12 protein-coding genes and 1 pseudogene are annotated in these 16417 nt (G+C 37.2%); 9 read left to right on the top strand and 4 right to left on the bottom strand.

Annotated elements, in window-relative coordinates:
• The first annotated feature begins 51 nt into the window (after nucleotides 1-51).
• Nucleotides 52-1863 (top strand): annotated as a pseudogene (locus tag RIV7116_RS37665) (IS1634 family transposase).
• A gap of 351 nt (nucleotides 1864-2214) precedes the next feature.
• On the opposite strand, the gene RIV7116_RS20980 reads toward RIV7116_RS37665, so the two are convergent.
• From RIV7116_RS20980 to RIV7116_RS20970, 3 genes are all read right to left on the bottom strand, one after another.
• A complete protein-coding gene (locus tag RIV7116_RS20980; RefSeq protein WP_015120324.1) occupies nucleotides 2215-3018 on the bottom strand; it encodes a Nif3-like dinuclear metal center hexameric protein in 804 nt (267 codons plus the stop codon).
• A gap of 88 nt (nucleotides 3019-3106) precedes the next feature.
• Nucleotides 3107-3847 carry a hypothetical protein gene (locus RIV7116_RS20975; RefSeq protein WP_015120323.1) on the bottom strand — a complete coding sequence of 247 codons (741 nt, stop codon included), beginning with the start codon at nucleotides 3845-3847 and terminating at the stop codon, nucleotides 3107-3109.
• 221 nt (nucleotides 3848-4068) lie between these two features.
• Nucleotides 4069-4482, bottom strand: a complete 414-nt coding sequence (locus tag RIV7116_RS20970; protein WP_015120322.1) for a secondary thiamine-phosphate synthase enzyme YjbQ — start codon at nucleotides 4480-4482, stop codon at nucleotides 4069-4071.
• A gap of 1022 nt (nucleotides 4483-5504) precedes the next feature.
• Here RIV7116_RS20970 and RIV7116_RS20965 point away from each other — a divergent pair.
• The 7 genes from RIV7116_RS20965 (at nucleotide 5505) to psb28 (ending at nucleotide 14131) form a co-directional block, all read left to right on the top strand.
• Nucleotides 5505-6035, top strand: a complete 531-nt coding sequence (locus tag RIV7116_RS20965; protein WP_015120321.1) for a hypothetical protein — start codon at nucleotides 5505-5507, stop codon at nucleotides 6033-6035.
• A gap of 360 nt (nucleotides 6036-6395) precedes the next feature.
• Complete coding sequence (gene secA / locus RIV7116_RS20960) at nucleotides 6396-9182, top strand: preprotein translocase subunit SecA (protein ID WP_015120320.1); 2787 nt, start codon at nucleotides 6396-6398, stop codon at nucleotides 9180-9182.
• Nucleotides 9183-9378: 196 nt separating this feature from the next.
• Nucleotides 9379-9708, top strand: coding sequence for a low molecular weight protein tyrosine phosphatase family protein (locus RIV7116_RS20955; protein WP_015120319.1), 330 nt, complete (start codon nucleotides 9379-9381; stop codon nucleotides 9706-9708).
• A 250-nt stretch (nucleotides 9709-9958) separates the two neighbouring features.
• Nucleotides 9959-10873: an alpha/beta fold hydrolase gene (locus RIV7116_RS20950; RefSeq protein ID WP_015120318.1), complete on the top strand. Its 915-nt coding sequence runs from the start codon at nucleotides 9959-9961 to the stop codon at nucleotides 10871-10873.
• 202 nt (nucleotides 10874-11075) lie between these two features.
• A complete protein-coding gene (locus tag RIV7116_RS20945; protein ID WP_015120317.1) occupies nucleotides 11076-11804 on the top strand; it encodes an RNA methyltransferase in 729 nt (242 codons plus the stop codon).
• Nucleotides 11805-11982: 178 nt separating this feature from the next.
• Nucleotides 11983-13518, top strand: a complete 1536-nt coding sequence (locus RIV7116_RS20940; RefSeq protein WP_015120316.1) for a serine hydrolase — start codon at nucleotides 11983-11985, stop codon at nucleotides 13516-13518.
• 250 nt (nucleotides 13519-13768) lie between these two features.
• A complete protein-coding gene (psb28, locus tag RIV7116_RS20935; RefSeq protein WP_015120315.1) occupies nucleotides 13769-14131 on the top strand; it encodes a photosystem II reaction center protein Psb28 in 363 nt (120 codons plus the stop codon).
• Nucleotides 14132-14198: 67 nt separating this feature from the next.
• Here the strand turns inward: psb28 and RIV7116_RS20930 are convergent, their stop codons facing one another.
• Nucleotides 14199-15263 (bottom strand): spore photoproduct lyase family protein, encoded by a 1065-nt coding sequence (locus tag RIV7116_RS20930; RefSeq protein WP_015120314.1) that lies wholly within the window; start codon nucleotides 15261-15263, stop codon nucleotides 14199-14201.
• Nucleotides 15264-15825: 562 nt separating this feature from the next.
• Between RIV7116_RS20930 and rplI the strand changes: the two genes are divergently transcribed.
• Complete coding sequence (gene rplI, locus RIV7116_RS20925; RefSeq protein WP_015120313.1) at nucleotides 15826-16287, top strand: 50S ribosomal protein L9; 462 nt, start codon at nucleotides 15826-15828, stop codon at nucleotides 16285-16287.
• Nucleotides 16288-16417 lie beyond the last annotated feature (130 nt).

Here is a 16417-nt window from a genome sequence, read left to right as displayed (position 1 = left end):
CACGAAAAATGTGAAAATATTAATAGGTATTTTTCACAATTTTTAGGTGCTATGTCTACTCTCGAAGAAATTGAAATAAAAAATATTGACCACTTGGGAATAGTCGCCGGAATTATTGATTCAATAAATTTAGTAGAAATAATTAATAATTTATTAGGAGAAGATATTAAGGCTAACGCCTCGCTCCGCTAACAGAAAAAATAAGTGCTGGTCATGTTGTAAAAGCAATGATTTTAAATGGTTTAGGCTTTGTATCTGCACCGTTATATATGTTTTCAAATTTTTTTGAGAACCGAGCTTATGAGCATTTGATTGGAGAAGGAGTAAAACCTGAATATTTAAATGATGATAAATTAGGCAGGACAATGGATAAATTGTTCAGTAAAGGATTAAGTAATGTTTTCTTAGCAATTTCATTAAATGCATTTAAAACATTTGATGTATCACTCTTATCTGAACATTTAGATTCCTCGTCTTTTCATTTGCATGGCGAATATAAGAATAATCAAAACAAAAATGATTTAAACAAAACAGAAATAGTAGAAAATTCTGAGCCACAGGAAATTGAAATAACATATGGTTACTCTCGTGACCCTTCGGGTTCACCAGTTGCTACAACGGGGGGAACCCCCGCAACGCACTGGTTCACCATAGACCAGATTTGAAACAATTTATTATTGATTTAATATGTTCTGGAGATGGAGATGTACCAATTTTTTTCAAATCAGCGTCTGGGAATGAAGCAGATTCTGCGAGCTTTGCAAAAATATTAGTTGATTTTAAAAAACAAATAAAAGTAGATAGTTTGATGGTCGCAGATAGTGCTTTGTATACAGCTGCAAATCTAAAATTATTATCTGATATCAAATGGTTATCTCGTGTGCCGTTATCACTGGGTGAAGCTAAAAGATTGGTTTCAAGTATAAGTGATTCTGAATTAGTAAAAAGTCAAATAAATGGTTACTCATATGTTGTTAAAGAAAGCAATTATGCTTCTGTAAAACAAAGATGGTTAGTAGTCGAAAGTGAAGCCAGGAAGAAGTCTGACTTACGTCAATTAGAAAAAAGAATCAAAAAATCAGAAATTAACGCTACTTCCCAATTAAAAAAATTACAGAAGGAACAGTTTAATTGTTATGAAGATGCAATGAAAGCAGCATTAAAATTATCGAAAAAGTTCAAATATCATAATTTAGATAATATTCATGTTGATGAAAAGATATTATCTGCTAAAACTGAAAATCAAAAATATTTTAAAGTGATAGCAACATTATCAAAAAACGAAGCTACTATTAGCAATGGTATTCAAAGTGCTGGACGTTTTGTTCTTGCTACAAATATTTTAGATAAAAACATACTTAGTGATTCAGGAATGATTTCTGAATATAAAGCTCAACAATCGTGCGAGAGAGGATTTGGTTTTCTTAAAGACCCGAGATGGAACCTTAAAATAATGGGCAGGCTTTTTGTGGAAGATGCCGGTTGGTTGACGAGTTAATTGGTTTATGAAGCCTGCCCATTATTTTTGCGGAAATTGTAACCCTCTATTTTTTGCAGACAGCGTGTTTCTTAAAACTCCAAAAAGAATAGAAGCACGCTTCTTTGATAATGGCGTTATGTTTATTGGTTTATACTCTTGCACAGCGACAAATTCGGGCTGCTCTTTCATCATCAAAATCGACGATTAAAAACCAATTAGGTAAACCTACAGAACGCCCGACATTAAGATGGATTTTTCAATGTTTTCAATCTATTCATCTTGTGTTTTTTAATAATGATAAAAAAATCTCTAATCTTACAGATTATAGGAATTTTATACTTAATTTTTTGCCAGATGAATGTTATCGATATTATCAATGCTAGATTAGATAATTAACATAATTATTAATCAAATTATTTGTTCTTAGAGTTAGAAGCTTTATTTCTTTTACCTCCTAGTTTTTATACTATTTTTTCTATTTTATTATGTATAATCATTAATTATGATTATTGTGGAATAGGCTATACGTAATATTTGCTAATCGACAAAGGATAAATATTCCTTCAAATATAATACTTTCCTTATTGATACTTATTGACATTAGCTTTGTATGGCGATCGCGCTGTACTAAGCTAAAAAAATAGTGATTTGTGTGATTTGATTCTTTTTTGTTTAATGTATTACCCGTGATAACCGAGTATTACAGATTAGGGTGCGGAATGTGGGATGAAACGCTAAAGAAAAAATTGGCGAAAATCTTCATCAAAGCTGCTTAAACCCACAAAAGTAAGATTAAGAGAAGCAAATTTAGCAGCTAGAGCTTCACATGCAGGACGTTCGGTAGCATAATGTCCGGCATCAACCAAAATAATTCCAGCATCGCGACTTTCTTGAAACTGGTGAAATTTACAGTCAGAAGTTAAATATACTGTCGCACCAGTTTTTTTAACCGACTGAATAAAGCTAGCTCCCGAGCCGCCTAAAACGGCAACTTTGTCTACTGATATATCTAAGTCATTATGTGGAGAAAGAACTAGATTTGATTGTTTTAACAAAGATTGAATTTTTTTAAGTAATTGCCGCAAGCTTAAGCAAGGTTGGAGAACACCAACACGCCCATATCCTAAGCCAGGTTGAGTATTTACTATAGGAAACACATCCTTAAGATTTAAAAGTTGCGCTAAAACGTCAGCAGTACCATCATTCACCTGATCGAAATTAGTATGAGCGCTGTATATACCAATTTGATGAATAAACGCTAAACGTACCATTTCACCAATTGCATCACCAGTACGTAGCAATTTAGGGGGATTGAAAATTAAAGGGTGGTGAGCAAAGATTAAATTCACCGGATGACCGGATTTTTTTAAACCGATAGCTTCTTCCATCACAGCCAAAGTAGGAGTTAGACAAACTAGAACCCCTGCATCTTCATTTAACACTCCTGGTTCTACCTGCCAACCGCAATTGTCCCATTTTTCTTGCCATGCTGGATTAGCCCATTCCTCAAACCAGATTATTAAATCGTTAACTTTCATTGACTACATAATATGAAGGCATCGGTTACTTATTTTAAAGGTTTCTCTGCTTCTTATTCTTCTTTTTGTTTTTTGTGTAGGGAACGAATTATTTTTTTGCAAGATTTAACTTTTGCGAAGCATCTTCGCGAAGCTGATAAAAAGGTTTATCCCATACCCCGACAGTATTCCATTCCCACGCTGCAACTGGAATACATTTACAAGCGGCAAGATAATTTAATAAACGATATTCGTCTTGTGGCTCTCGGGAAAAGCAAAAAGGATTGCGATAGCGTTTTCCAGATATTTGAGGGTATTTGGCATCGTTTGTCTTGATACTATGTAATATTTCTTCGCCTTTAATCAATAAATGGTCGATAAAATGAATACAGAAAGGGTCGGAATTTGCTCTGTAATTGGGTTTTTTCTTTACCCACCTTGCCCAGTCAAATCCATACATAAAATCATGTACGTATCGAAAGCGTATTTCTGATTCCTTACCGAACATACCCATCAGCGAAACTATTTTGTTCCCGAAATCTTTTAAAATCTCTACTTTTTCTTCAGCCGATAAAGCTAACTGAACTAAGCTACTAACTATAAAATCAAAATCCCAAAATATATTTTCTGGAAAATTATGCAATAAAGCATCAAGTACTTTGTGCAAAGTATCATAAATAATTGTCACCAAGTAGGAATCCGAAACTTGTCGAACAACCTTTACCTCTAATTGAGCGAAGCTAGTAATAAATAATTGATTTGGATTCAAGGAAAAGGGGCTTACAACTTGTTGAGCAAGAATGTCATCCAAAACTTGAAAAGAACTATTAGGTGTAAAATCTGGTTTCATAAAAATTAAGATGCTGCTTGTTGATACCTGTATTAACAAGTCAATTATCAAAGCAAATTATATTTTTACTGTATTGTAAAAACCAAATACAAACATTAAGTAATAAACAAACTTAATAATTAACTTAAAATTGCATTCAATTACACATTTCAATAACCAAAAAGACACCAACTACAACTGTAGAATATTACTCATTATTAATTCTCTATTTTTTCGGGTCGTTATCCAGAAATATGGACAACTAACTCTCTAGAATGATTGCGCTGTCGATGTTCCCAAATGTAAATACCTTGCCAAGTTCCTAAAACTAAATGTCCTCGATTAATAGGAATATGTTCTGAGGTATGAGTAATTGCAGTACGTATATGTGCTGGCATATCATCCGGGCCTTCATCATCATGTATATAGTTTGCCGATTCAGGAACGAGTTTAGCCATAAAATTAGCTAAATCTTCTAATACGTTAGGGTCTGCGTTTTCTTGAATCAATAAACTAGCAGAAGTATGGCGTAAAAACAAAGTACAAAGCCCGGTTTCTATTCCCGAATCAGCAACTATTGCTTCAATTTTAGGAGTAATGTTGTACAAAGACTTACCAAGGGTTGAAACTCTGAGTAACTTTTGATAATGAGACATATTTAGCTTTAGATTGTATTGCTAACTGCAACTTGATAAATAAAAATTTTCTCATAGATTGAGGAGAAATTTCCAGAATAAATCTTAGTAAATTTACATAGACATACATTCTTAGAGTAATATTACCTAGTGGAAATTGCTGTTGTATGGGTAAAATTCTGTAGTTACACTAAGTATCGTTTGTAAGAGTTGCTATGCACAGTTTTGGAATTTCCGAAGGTCATTAGGGACATCTTTTTTATCAATTGAAAACGTTCGGGGTGCAATTTTTTTACTTTAATACTAAATAAACTAGAAATTATATTTTAGCTATTAAGCCAAAGTCTTATAAATAAAATCGGATAAAAGAAAAAAGTTATTATTACGAATGTAAAAGTAGGATTAATAAGCGCAAAGAAGGCAAAAACAAGTAATCTGCTGACCCGCAAGCTTAAAAAAAATTTATATCACAATCATCTTAAATGCCAATGATTGTATTTGCATTTTCTTGTCTAACAGATTAGCATTATTTGCTCTGACATACCAGGGAGCTAAAATTGTTAGGACTTTGCAAAAAGAACGTAACTGTATCATTACTCACGAGGGGCGACGCAATTACCCGACCGGTAAATGCTTCCCTAGAGATAGTGAGCGTCGCAATGATTATTTTGCTTTGCGTAAGTCCTGATTGTAAAAGATGGAAAATGTTTGTTCCGTTCAATTGTTTCTGGCGCTTAACCTTTGCTGACACAGTTCTCGCCTCAAAAGTTTGTGTGTCAGATTAAACTTAATGTAGATTAATCCATTCGGAGTAATGAGTAATAAACCTTAAAAATAAATATAATTTGTAGCAGCCAATTAAAGTTAATAATGAAGATATTTATGATACTTTTTGCAACAAGTATGTTGGGTTAGCAACATTACCCTTAATAATTTGATACATTAAACGGGCGCGACACAATTCAAAATTATATATAAAGCTAAAACAAGGAACTATTAATAGTTAAAAATCGCCCAATAAATCTGGTATTGCAAAATTACTCATGGCAAATTTTAAGCGGCGCAATCGTCCCCAACTAAAGAAGAATCCGATAGGAACAATATTGGTAATATTAATTTGGAGTGTAGCTATGGGCTGGCTGTTGACTTTTGCAACGAATGCTCATGGTGCCGTACCTCCATCAGAGATTGGAACCGTAGACATAGTACCAGCAGCACACCAGTTAGGACAAAAACTTTATTTAGAAAACTGTTCGAGCTGTCATCTTGCAATACCACCATCCGTATTACCAACCCAAACCTGGAAAAATTTGCTGCAAGACCCACAACATTATGGCGCGACATTGAAACCTTTAATAGACCCACCTAGAATATTAGTGTGGCGCTACCTTTCAACTTTTTCTCGTCCTCATAAAGAAGAAGAAAGAACTCCTTATAGAATTAATAAATCGCGTTTTTTCAAAGCTTTGCATCCGCAAGTTGAATTACAGCGTCCCGTACAAGTAGGGAGTTGCGTTAGCTGTCATCCAGGTGCGACAGAATACAACTTTCGGAAAATCAGGTCAAAGGTTTAAGGTCAAAGTTCAAAGGTGGAAAACCGAAACTCCTAACCTATAAGCAATTACCCATTACCCATTACCAATTACCAGTTACCTATCTTCCAAAAGACGGAAAACCAGCCTTCTGTCGGTCGGGCTTTACGGCGCTGCATTGGGGACAAAATGATACTATTAACTTAGATAAATATAAGTTCTTTGTTAAAACCAATTGTAAGGTCAGCTCTCGGGCTGGTATTTTTACTATTTTTGAGTTAATTCTTTTGGAATGTGCCTTTGCAAAGCCGAAAAAGGCTCATCAAAGGTAACGGGTACTTATAATAATTGCCATCGTCGATAAAATCTTTCTTCCTTGGTTTAGTTAAATTCAAAGTTGCCATGTTAAAAACCTTGTTGGGCGACCCCAACGCTCGTAAGCTAAAAAAATACCAACCACTAATTACTGAAGTTAATCTCTTAGAGGAAGAAATTAAAGTTCTTTCTGACGAACAACTTAAGGGTAAAACCGTAGAGTTCAAAGAGCGTCTTCGTAAAGGTGAGTCCCTTGATGATATCCTGCCAGAAGCTTTTGCCGTAACAAGGGAAGCCGGAAGAAGAGTTTTGGGGATGCGTCATTTCGACGTGCAGTTATTGGGTGGAATGATTCTGCACAAGGGACAAATTGCAGAAATGAAAACCGGGGAAGGTAAAACCCTGGTTGCGACATTACCTAGTTATCTAAACGCATTAACTGGTAAAGGCGTACACGTAATTACCGTAAACGATTACTTAGCCCGCCGCGATGCTGAATGGATGGGACAGGTACATCGTTTCTTAGGATTGACTGTAGGACTAATTCAGTCAAGCATGACTCCCGTAGAACGGAAGAAAAATTATGAATGCGATATCACCTATGTTACCAACAGTGAAATAGGTTTCGATTATCTGCGGGATAACATGGCAACGTCAATGGCGGATGTAGTGCAGCTTCCGTTCAACTATTGCGTAATTGACGAAGTTGATTCGATTTTAATTGACGAAGCCCGGACTCCCTTGATTATTTCCGGTCAGGTAGAAAGACCAACTGAGAAATACGTCAAAGCGGCTCAGATTGCTAGAGCTTTGGTGAAAGAGGAACATTACGAAGTAGACGAAAAAGCTCGTAACGTACTTTTAACCGATGAAGGTTTTGCTTATGCCGAAGAACTGTTAGAAGTAACCGATTTATTCGATCCTGAAGACCCTTGGGCGCATTTCATGTTTAATGCAATTAAAGCCAAGGAACTGTTTTTACCAGATGTCAACTACATCCTTCGTAATGGGGAAGTAGTTATTGTTGACGAATCAACTGGTAGGGTATTACCGGGAAGACGTTGGAGCGACGGTTTACACCAAGCAATTGAAGCTAAAGAAAATGTAGATATTCAGCCCGAAACTCAAACCTTAGCTTCTATTACCTACCAAAACTTATTTTTGCTGTATCCCAAACTAGGTGGGATGACAGGTACTGCAAAAACAGAAGAAGTTGAATTTGAAAAGATTTACAAATTAGAAGTAACCATAATTCCTACCAACCGAGTCAGGCAGCGTCAAGATTTGCCTGACATGGTATTTAAAACAGAAGTCGGTAAATGGAAAGCCATTGCTAAAGAATGTGCCGAAATGCACGAAACCGGCAGACCTGTTTTAGTCGGAACCACAAGTGTAGAAAAATCGGAATATCTCAGCCAATTACTCAAGGAAATTGGTATTGCTCACGAGCTACTTAACGCCAGACCTGAAAACGTAGAAAGGGAAGCTGAAATTGTAGCTCAAGCTGGACGCGGCGGCATGGTAACTATCGCCACCAATATGGCTGGTAGAGGTACCGATATTATCTTGGGTGGTAATGCCGAATACATGGCACGTTTAAAAGTTCGTGAATTTTTAATGCCACGTATCGTGAAGCCAGAAGACGAAGATACATTTTCGCCCCATAAAGCAACATTACCAACTAATCCCGCTGGTGGACAAGGTTTTGTCCCCGGTAAAAAAGTTAAAACTTGGAAAGCTTCGCCGAAAGTATTTCCAACTCAGATAAGTAAAGAAGCCGAAAATATTCTTAAACAAGCAACCGAAGCTGCTGTCAAAGAATTTGGCGAACGTAGCTTATCCGAACTCGAAGCTGAAGATAAAATTGCGGTTGCAGTCGAGAAAGCACCAACCGAAAATCCGGTAATTCAGAAATTGCGGGAAGCATACAACCGCGTTAAAGAAGAATACGAAGCATTTACCGACAAAGAACACGATAAAATCATTTCCTTGGGCGGTTTGCACGTAATTGGTACCGAACGCCACGAATCGCGACGCATTGACAACCAACTGCGAGGACGTGCCGGAAGACAAGGTGACCCCGGTTCCACCAGATTTTTCTTAAGTTTAGAAGACAACTTAATGAGAATATTCGGTGGCGATCGCGTGGCTGGATTAATGAACATGTTCCGAGTAGAAGAAGACATGCCCATTGAATCGGGTATGCTAACTCGCAGCTTAGAAGGTGCCCAGAAAAAAGTCGAAACCTATTATTACGACATTCGTAAACAGGTATTCGAGTACGACGAAGTAATGAACAATCAGCGTCGAGCAATTTACGCCGAACGTCGTAGAGTATTAGAAGGGCAAGATTTAAAAGAGCAGGTAATTAAATATGCCGAGAAAACGATGGATGACATCGTTGATTATTACGTTAATCCAGACTTACCATCGGAAGAATGGGAGCTAGATAAATTAGCCGAAAAAGTCAAAGAATTCGTTTATCTGCTATCGGACTTACAGCCTTCTCATTTAGAAGACATGTCCATGAGCGAAATCAAAGCCTTTTTACACGAGCAAGTTCGCATCGCTTACGACATGAAAGAAGCCGAAGTTGACCAAATTCAACCCGGATTAATGCGTCAAGCAGAGCGATTCTTTATCTTGCAGCGAATTGACACCTTATGGCGCGAGCATTTGCAGCAAATGGAAGCCTTAAGAGAATCAGTCGGATTGCGCGGTTACGGTCAAAAAGACCCATTAATTGAATATAAGAGCGAAGGTTACGAACTATTCCTGGATATGATGACCAACATCCGCCGCGATGTAGTTTACTCCTTATTCATGTTCCAACCTCAGCCACAACCTACAGTAGAAACATCACAGATGGTCTAAATTTTAGGTTAATAATTGCCAGAGTTGGTATAAGTATATTAAGAAACCGGGTTTAAAATGCCCGGTTTTTTCATGTTTGTAGTTGCGCTTTAGCGCTAAAGATTGTGGGGTGCTTTACAGCTTGTCTGCTCGGGACTTTAATTCAAAACATTTTTGATAGACATTGCAGTATGTACGCCGTCTCTAAATTATTAGTATGAAAAAACTATTATTTCTATGCAGTCAAAATAAATTACGCAGCCCCACCGCAGAAGCAATTTTTTCAGAATATGAAGGGGTAGAAGTAGAATCTGCTGGTTTAAATAAAGGTGCAGAAAATCTTTTATCAACAGAAAGCATTGAATGGGCTGATATAATTTTTGTAATGGAAAATTCCCATAAGAATAAATTATCGAAAAACTTTAAATCATTTATGAAAGGGAAACGAGTAGTGTGTTTAGATATCCCTGACGAATATGATTACATGTCACCAGATTTAATAAAAATACTGAAAAAGAAAGTGTTGCCATTATTGGGAACGTTTTAAATCCAATTATTAACGGAACCATTTTTTGACTTGCATAACTACCCAACAATTATCCTCTGGCGGTACATAAAACGATTGCTGATTTTGCTGTTGCTCAACCTGACGTAAGGGTTTTAAGCTCTCAAGGACTTTTTTATTGGAACTCCATAATCCTTATACGGTGGTCATCATAGTTTTTTTTGCGAAGCATTATGTATTACTTGCACGGCTATAACCAAAACTTTTTGCAACACAAACTTAAAAAATAACTATGAAAAGACTAGTTATTCTACCATTCTTAATGATTCTGATACTATATGGATTGTTGAGTAACGCTAGTGTGAATCGTCCAGCGTCCGCTTCAAGCTGCGCGATTGCCACCTATTCCGCCCCTATTGGTAATGGAACGATATCCTACAACCAAGTTGGCACCGGACAACCTATCTTATTACTCCACGGACTATTTGCCGACAAAGAACAGTGGAGCAGCATGATGTGTCAGTTGAGTATGGCAGGTTATCAGGCGATTGCTCCTGATTTACCAGGCTACGGTAGCAGCATTGGATTCACAACGAGGGACTATACCCTAGAAAATCAGGTTAAACTGCTGCACAAGTTAACGAATCAATTAGAAATTCACTCCTTTGACGTAGCCGGTAGTTCTATGGGAGGAGCAATTGCCATTCTTTACAGCCAGCGTTACCCAGAACAGTTACTTAGCCTTGCATTTATCGGTTCACCTTTAGGTATAGCTGATTGGGCTTCGAGCGTCAGAAATTCCATCAAAGATGGTATAAACCCCTTTATTCCAATAACTCAAGAACAATTTGATTTGGAAATTAGCCTGCTGTTTGTTACTCCTCCCACTATCCCCGATTCTGTAAAAACAGAGAAAGTAAAAGACTATATTACTCGTAACCGTCATTATCAAAAGATTTGGGACATCATAAATCTGTATGATGATGTACTGTGTCAAACACAAAGGCGATCGCCTCAGTTGCCAACCCTTGCTATTTGGGGTATAGAAGACAAAATCTATGACATTCGTGGAGCCTCTAGATTGCAACGCTGTATTCCCCGAAGCCAAGTCATCCGATTACCAAAGGCTGGACATTTACTACTAATAGAAAATGCCAAGAAGGCAACTGCGAATTACTTACAATTTTTATCTAAAATAAAGAATTAAGTAAGTTTTCAGAGTAATCAAATCTAGATTACAATTATGTATTCAAATACTTCTATAAATCAAACTAAAAATCCAGAAAAGCGGACAGGCTATCTCCCTTCGGGAACACCTGAGCGGATGAATGGGAGAATTTTTTAATTAGCAATAAAATATTTGTTCCCTACTCCCTAAACACAACCAAATCATTCGGAGAAATACTTTCATGAACGCATCAGGGGTAAAAATCATTTTAGTAGAACCAGCAGGACCATTAAACGTTGGTTCTATAGCAAGAGTGATGAAAAACTTTGCACTCAAACAACTGGTGTTAGTAAATCCCCAATGCGATTATTTGGGAGAAGAAGCCATGATTATGGCAGTTCACGCTAAAGACGTTTTGCAAGCAGCAGTATCAGTTCCAACATTACCCGAAGCATTAAAAGGCTGCAAAAGAGCGATCGCCACGACAGCCAGAACTCGAGATAATTGTCCTCTACAAAGTCCCCGCGAAGTATTACCGTGGTTATTAGAAGCTTATTCACAACCAGCAGCATTAATATTTGGTAGAGAAGACCGAGGATTAAGCAACGAAGAATTAAACTACGCTCAGAAATTTATGCGTATTCCTACGGATTCCGGATATGCATCCTTAAATTTAGCCTCCGCTGTAGCAATTAGCTGTTATGAATTAGCACAAAGTCAACCCCTCACCATAGAAAACAACCAATTAAATAGCGAACTTGCACCGATAGAGGTTGTCGAAGGCTACTACGAACAGTTAGAATCGCTACTGCTATCTATTGAGTATCTTTATCCTCATACTGCTGCTCGTCGTATGGAAAAATTTAGGCAATTGTATAATCGCGCTCAGCTACAAACAACAGAAGTCGCTATGCTAAGAGGTATCTTAAGGCAAATGCAATGGGCACTTAGCCAATCCGGAAAGTTATAAAAATAGATGAAAGAATATTAATCATATATATTATATTGTTCCCCAAATTAAGAACAATAGCTTACACTAAGCACAAAAATGCTACGAAGGGCAATTTCAGAAGGGGCACTAAAAAAAGTTGGGTTCGAGAGTTAGTTAGTAGCTTATTAACAGAATTAGTGGGTGAGAAGGAGTAGCGGTGTCAGAATCAAGTTACAAATTTACAGCTTCTGGACGGCGACAACCCACAAAGGGCCGTCAAAGAGTACGTAAAGTCCAAAAGCCGGGAAACAGTAGAGTCAAAACAGCAGGAAAACAGCGTCCATCCCAACAAGGTGGAACAGTTTCACGTGTAACAATTAATCCTTCCTCCAATAACGCCAAAAAACCTCGAAAGCGACAAAGAGTAGAAGCGCCAGCAGAAACTTGGCTGAGAAAAAAGAAAGCATCGCAAGCAGCATCTAAAGGCATGAAATCTGCTGCAGTAAACGGTAAGATTCCGCCTTTAAAATTTAATAAACGAGTTACTAAAAGAGTCAAAGTATCTAATAAAACTCGCCTCAAACCAATGGCGAGAACAATACTTTATATATTGCGCTTATTAATTGTAGGAGTAGGAATTGGCGCAATTGTAGGTACGGCATTATCAGTATTAGACCCCGCAAATCAAAACACGACAGCTTCCAACCCAACTCAAGTTGAAAAAAATCAGCCTCAAACACCCGCTAATACCAAAGGTTTATATTTAACTCAAGAAATAATTCCTTTAAAAAGCAGTATACAAAGTCTTGTAGCAGCTACACCAAATCTGACACCAGGAATTTTCGTAGCAAATTTAGATAGCGGTAATTATGTAGACATAAATGCTAGCACTTCATTTTCAGCAGCCAGCACCATTAAAATACCGATATTAGTTGCCTTTTTCCAAGATGTAGAAGCAGGAAAAATTAAACTAAACGAACCGCTAACCATGACTAAAGATATGATTGCAGGTGGTTCCGGTGATATGCGAAGCAAGCCAGTAGGAAGCCAATTCACTGCATTGGAAGTCGCAGATAAAATGATGGTAATTAGCGATAATACCGCTACCAATATGTTAATTGCCCGCATGGGTGGCATAGATGCTTTAAATCAAAGATTTCGCAGTTGGGGATTAATAGCTACATCACTTCAAAATCCACTACCCGACATTCAAGGAACCAATACCACCAGCCCCAAAGAATTGGCACAAGTAATAGCAATGGTGAGTAAAGGACAATTAGTTTCAAGGCAAGGCTCCCAACAAATATTGGAAATCATGCGTCGCAATCAAAGACGGCATTTACTACCCAAAGGTTTAGGTGCCGGAGCCAGAATAGCCAATAAAACTGGGTATATTGGCGCAATGTTAGGTGACGTAGGTTTAATTGAATTACCATCCGGTAAACGCTACATTGCAGCCGTGATGGTAAAGCGTCCCAGAAATGATTCTCGTGCAGAAACTTTAATTACTTCCGTGTCTCGTTCGGCATATCAACACTTTAATCAACCAGTCACCATGCCGGTTACACCAGGAAATAATATGCTGCCACCGAGTAGCAACTCTCCTTATTTAAATAATCCACCTACAGGAATCAACACTTATCAACCCCCGCTACCGAATCCCGTTCCCAACGGTGTAAACAATACAATACCCACAACAACTTATCCAAATAATCGGTACAATTCACAGTATTATTATCCTTATAGAAGATAAATTAAACGGGTAATTGGTAATAGGTAATGGGTAATAGGTAATTCATTATCAAACAAACTCAGCTTTGTTGATAAAGAATCATATTTTTGCATTGACTAGATTAATAAGCTTCATAACTAACACAATCATTGATAAGCTATTGCGTATTAATTCGCATATCATAAATAGTTTTATCTGACGGATGCACATCAGCTTATAACCTGTTTCTTACTACCAATTACCTATTACCAACTACCAATTACCAATAATCATGGCTAGTCCTTCAATTCAGTTTTTTGCTGGCATAAACGAAAAATTAGGAAACGTCAGCCTGCGACGCAATCCGAACACCGGTAAACGCATAGTTTTAATGACATTCGACCAATTACAAGCATTAGAAAAATTTAATAGCTTTACCAAAAAATCTTTAAATACAATGCTTTTGACCGATGAAGAAGGAGAAATTAACGTTACTCCTTCCTCTACTAAATTTATTTTTGGTGGCGATGAAGGAGATGAGTTAAAAAGAGTTGACTGCCAAATTGAAATTGAACAAGATGACCATTGGGAAAGATTTATGCGTTTTATGCATCGCTACGCTGAAGCTAACGGCATGGCTTATTCTGACAGCTAAAAAGTTAGGAATTAGGAGTTGGGAGTTATTAAGCTTAAAGTCCCATACCCCATGCCCAATTCCCTTCTTATGTCCAGTACAAAATCTCAGCGTCAGGAAAGCGCTCCTCAATCGCACTTTCAAAAAAATTCCGCAATTCTTTCATGGTGTCCTTGTGATAAACGTATTTAACACCACCGAACTTATTACGTTTAATGCTGCGCTTTGACTCATCTAAATCGAGCTTACTGTTAGGATACCACTGCTGCAAAATTCCTTTGGAACCGGGAGTAAAGCGGTGGGAAATCAATTCAAAAGTCAAATCGCAATCAAAATTAAGAACAGTTCTTGCAGCATCAAGCAGTTGAGTATATTCTTCGCGCCAATTTTCAATAGGCATAATTGGAGCGATAACAAAACCAATTTTATAGCCACTATTAGCTAACTTACGAATAGCCTGCAAGCGCTGCATTACAGAAGCCGTTCCACCTTCTAAACTCCGAGAAATAGAAGCAGCATTAATACTAAAACGACATCTAGTATTACCGTTATGAGGTAACGATAAAAGATTATCTACATTGTCAAATTTTGTTACCCAGCGCAATCTCGCTTTATCTCGGCTACCAAAATAGCGAATACATTCAGCTAAACTTCCAGTCAAATGTTCTATGCCCAAAGGGTCGGTATAGCAGCTAACTTCATAGCTAGTAATTTTTTCTGAATTTTCATAATTTTTGAGATTATCCAAAATTTCAGGCAAATTAGCATAAGCTCGAATCACCGGAGGTCCCTGGAGACTACCAGCCAAATAACAATATTGACAATGAGCCGGACATCCTTGAGCTAGGTGAAACTGCCAGTCTGCTGAAGGTGGAATTGGAGTAAGTTTAAACTGACCTTTTGGAGCCGTCACAACCGCTAAAGTACGCTTAGACGTTGTATAGGTTTCGCGTTCTGTCTCTCCCCGTAAACCTGTAATACGATTTTGTTTAAGCTTTTGAACGGGAAGTCCTAAAGATTCTACACGAGCTAATATTTGCTGTCCCCAATCCTCATCTAAGGCTGATGGTGTAAATAAAACTTGTTCGGGCATCCATAAACGTTGATGAGACTCAGCAGTAATAGCTATTGACTTGGGAGGATTGGCGACCATAAAAATTTATAATAAATCTACTCTAAAAAAGACTGTCTCTAATTTGACAACTGGACACAAAAAATAAATCCTCTTCTGAGTAGAATTTTATAGTCTGTAAGTAGTATAAAAATACTGCTATAAAATCATCCAAATGATGAAATAGTTTATAACTTTTTGTACATAAACCTTGACAAATAATCGCGTTAACTTCGGAGCAGAAAACAAAAAAATAAAGCAATAATTGCAACCCTGTAAACACAAACTCTTCAATTCCTAATTATGAAAATTAATTATCAAAATAAATTAGGATACAGCTGTAAAATAAATCCTTAGAAGATAAAAAAATATACGCTTGAGTATCACAGATTAATCGATGGAAGCTGAATTAAGAAATTAAGTAAGATGTCTACAAAATAATTAATTTTTGCTTAACTTAGATAAACAGTTGCCAATGTCCCTTGCATTTCGCTAGAATCTGTAGGCTTTAGGTAAGCACCGTCGGATTTATTGGCTGTTCGCCGAAATATTGGAATAACGCCCAACCGGTGCTTGAAACACAGTAAATAGAAGAAAAAGAAAGATGGCGAAACGCATACAGTTAGTATTAAATCAAGATATTTACAAATTAGGGAAATTTGGCGATTTAGTAGATGTAGCCCCCGGTTATGCTCGTAATTACTTGCTTCCTAAAAATTTGGCAACTTTTGTAACTCCCGGTATCCTTAAACAAGTTGAACGTCGTAGAGAATTAGAACGCCAGCGTCAAGAAGAACTCAAACAAAAAGCTGTCGAACAAAAAGCAGCTTTGGAAAAACTTGGTAACTTGAAAATTGCTAAACAAGTTGGTGAAAACAACGCCATTTTTGGTACCGTTACCAGCCAAGATGTGGCTGACATTATTCAAGGTTCCACCGAAATGGAAGTAGATAAACGCGGTATTACTATTCCAGATATCGGCAGTTTGGGTACATACGAAGCCGAAATTAAACTACACTCTGACGTAAGCGCAAAAGTAAATATTGAAGTTGTAGCTAGCGAGTAATTTTGATTGCTCACATTTTGCTACTACGGATAATTACGATAAGCCATAGATAAATTAGATACATTTGTATTTTTCCATAAAATCTATGGTTTAATTATTTCAAAATTATTCATTATGTGTAGAGACGTTG

Origin of the sequence: Rivularia sp. PCC 7116 (assembly GCF_000316665.1) — a bacterium.
Taxonomy (GTDB): Bacteria; Cyanobacteriota; Cyanobacteriia; order Cyanobacteriales; family Nostocaceae; genus Rivularia.
The sequence above is the reverse complement of the archived record's forward strand: the minus strand, read 5'-3'. Positions and strand labels throughout refer to the sequence as shown.

Bases quoted from the DNA above. Each gene is read 5' to 3' on its own strand.
- RIV7116_RS20970 (WP_015120322.1), bottom strand. From the start codon at position 4,482: ATGTCTCATTATCAAAAGTTACTCAGAGTTTCAACCCTTGGTAAGTCT.
- secA (WP_015120320.1), top strand. From the start codon at position 6,396: ATGTTAAAAACCTTGTTGGGCGACCCCAACGCTCGTAAGCTAAAAAAA.
- RIV7116_RS20955 (WP_015120319.1), top strand. From the start codon at position 9,379: ATGAAAAAACTATTATTTCTATGCAGTCAAAATAAATTACGCAGCCCC.
- RIV7116_RS20945 (WP_015120317.1), top strand. From the start codon at position 11,076: ATGAACGCATCAGGGGTAAAAATCATTTTAGTAGAACCAGCAGGACCA.
- RIV7116_RS20980 (WP_015120324.1), bottom strand. From the start codon at position 3,018: ATGAAAGTTAACGATTTAATAATCTGGTTTGAGGAATGGGCTAATCCA.
- RIV7116_RS20930 (WP_015120314.1), bottom strand. From the start codon at position 15,263: ATGGTCGCCAATCCTCCCAAGTCAATAGCTATTACTGCTGAGTCTCAT.
- RIV7116_RS20950 (WP_015120318.1), top strand. From the start codon at position 9,959: ATGAAAAGACTAGTTATTCTACCATTCTTAATGATTCTGATACTATAT.
- psb28 (WP_015120315.1), top strand. From the start codon at position 13,769: ATGGCTAGTCCTTCAATTCAGTTTTTTGCTGGCATAAACGAAAAATTA.
- RIV7116_RS20975 (WP_015120323.1), bottom strand. From the start codon at position 3,847: ATGAAACCAGATTTTACACCTAATAGTTCTTTTCAAGTTTTGGATGAC.
- rplI (WP_015120313.1), top strand. From the start codon at position 15,826: ATGGCGAAACGCATACAGTTAGTATTAAATCAAGATATTTACAAATTA.
- RIV7116_RS20965 (WP_015120321.1), top strand. From the start codon at position 5,505: ATGGCAAATTTTAAGCGGCGCAATCGTCCCCAACTAAAGAAGAATCCG.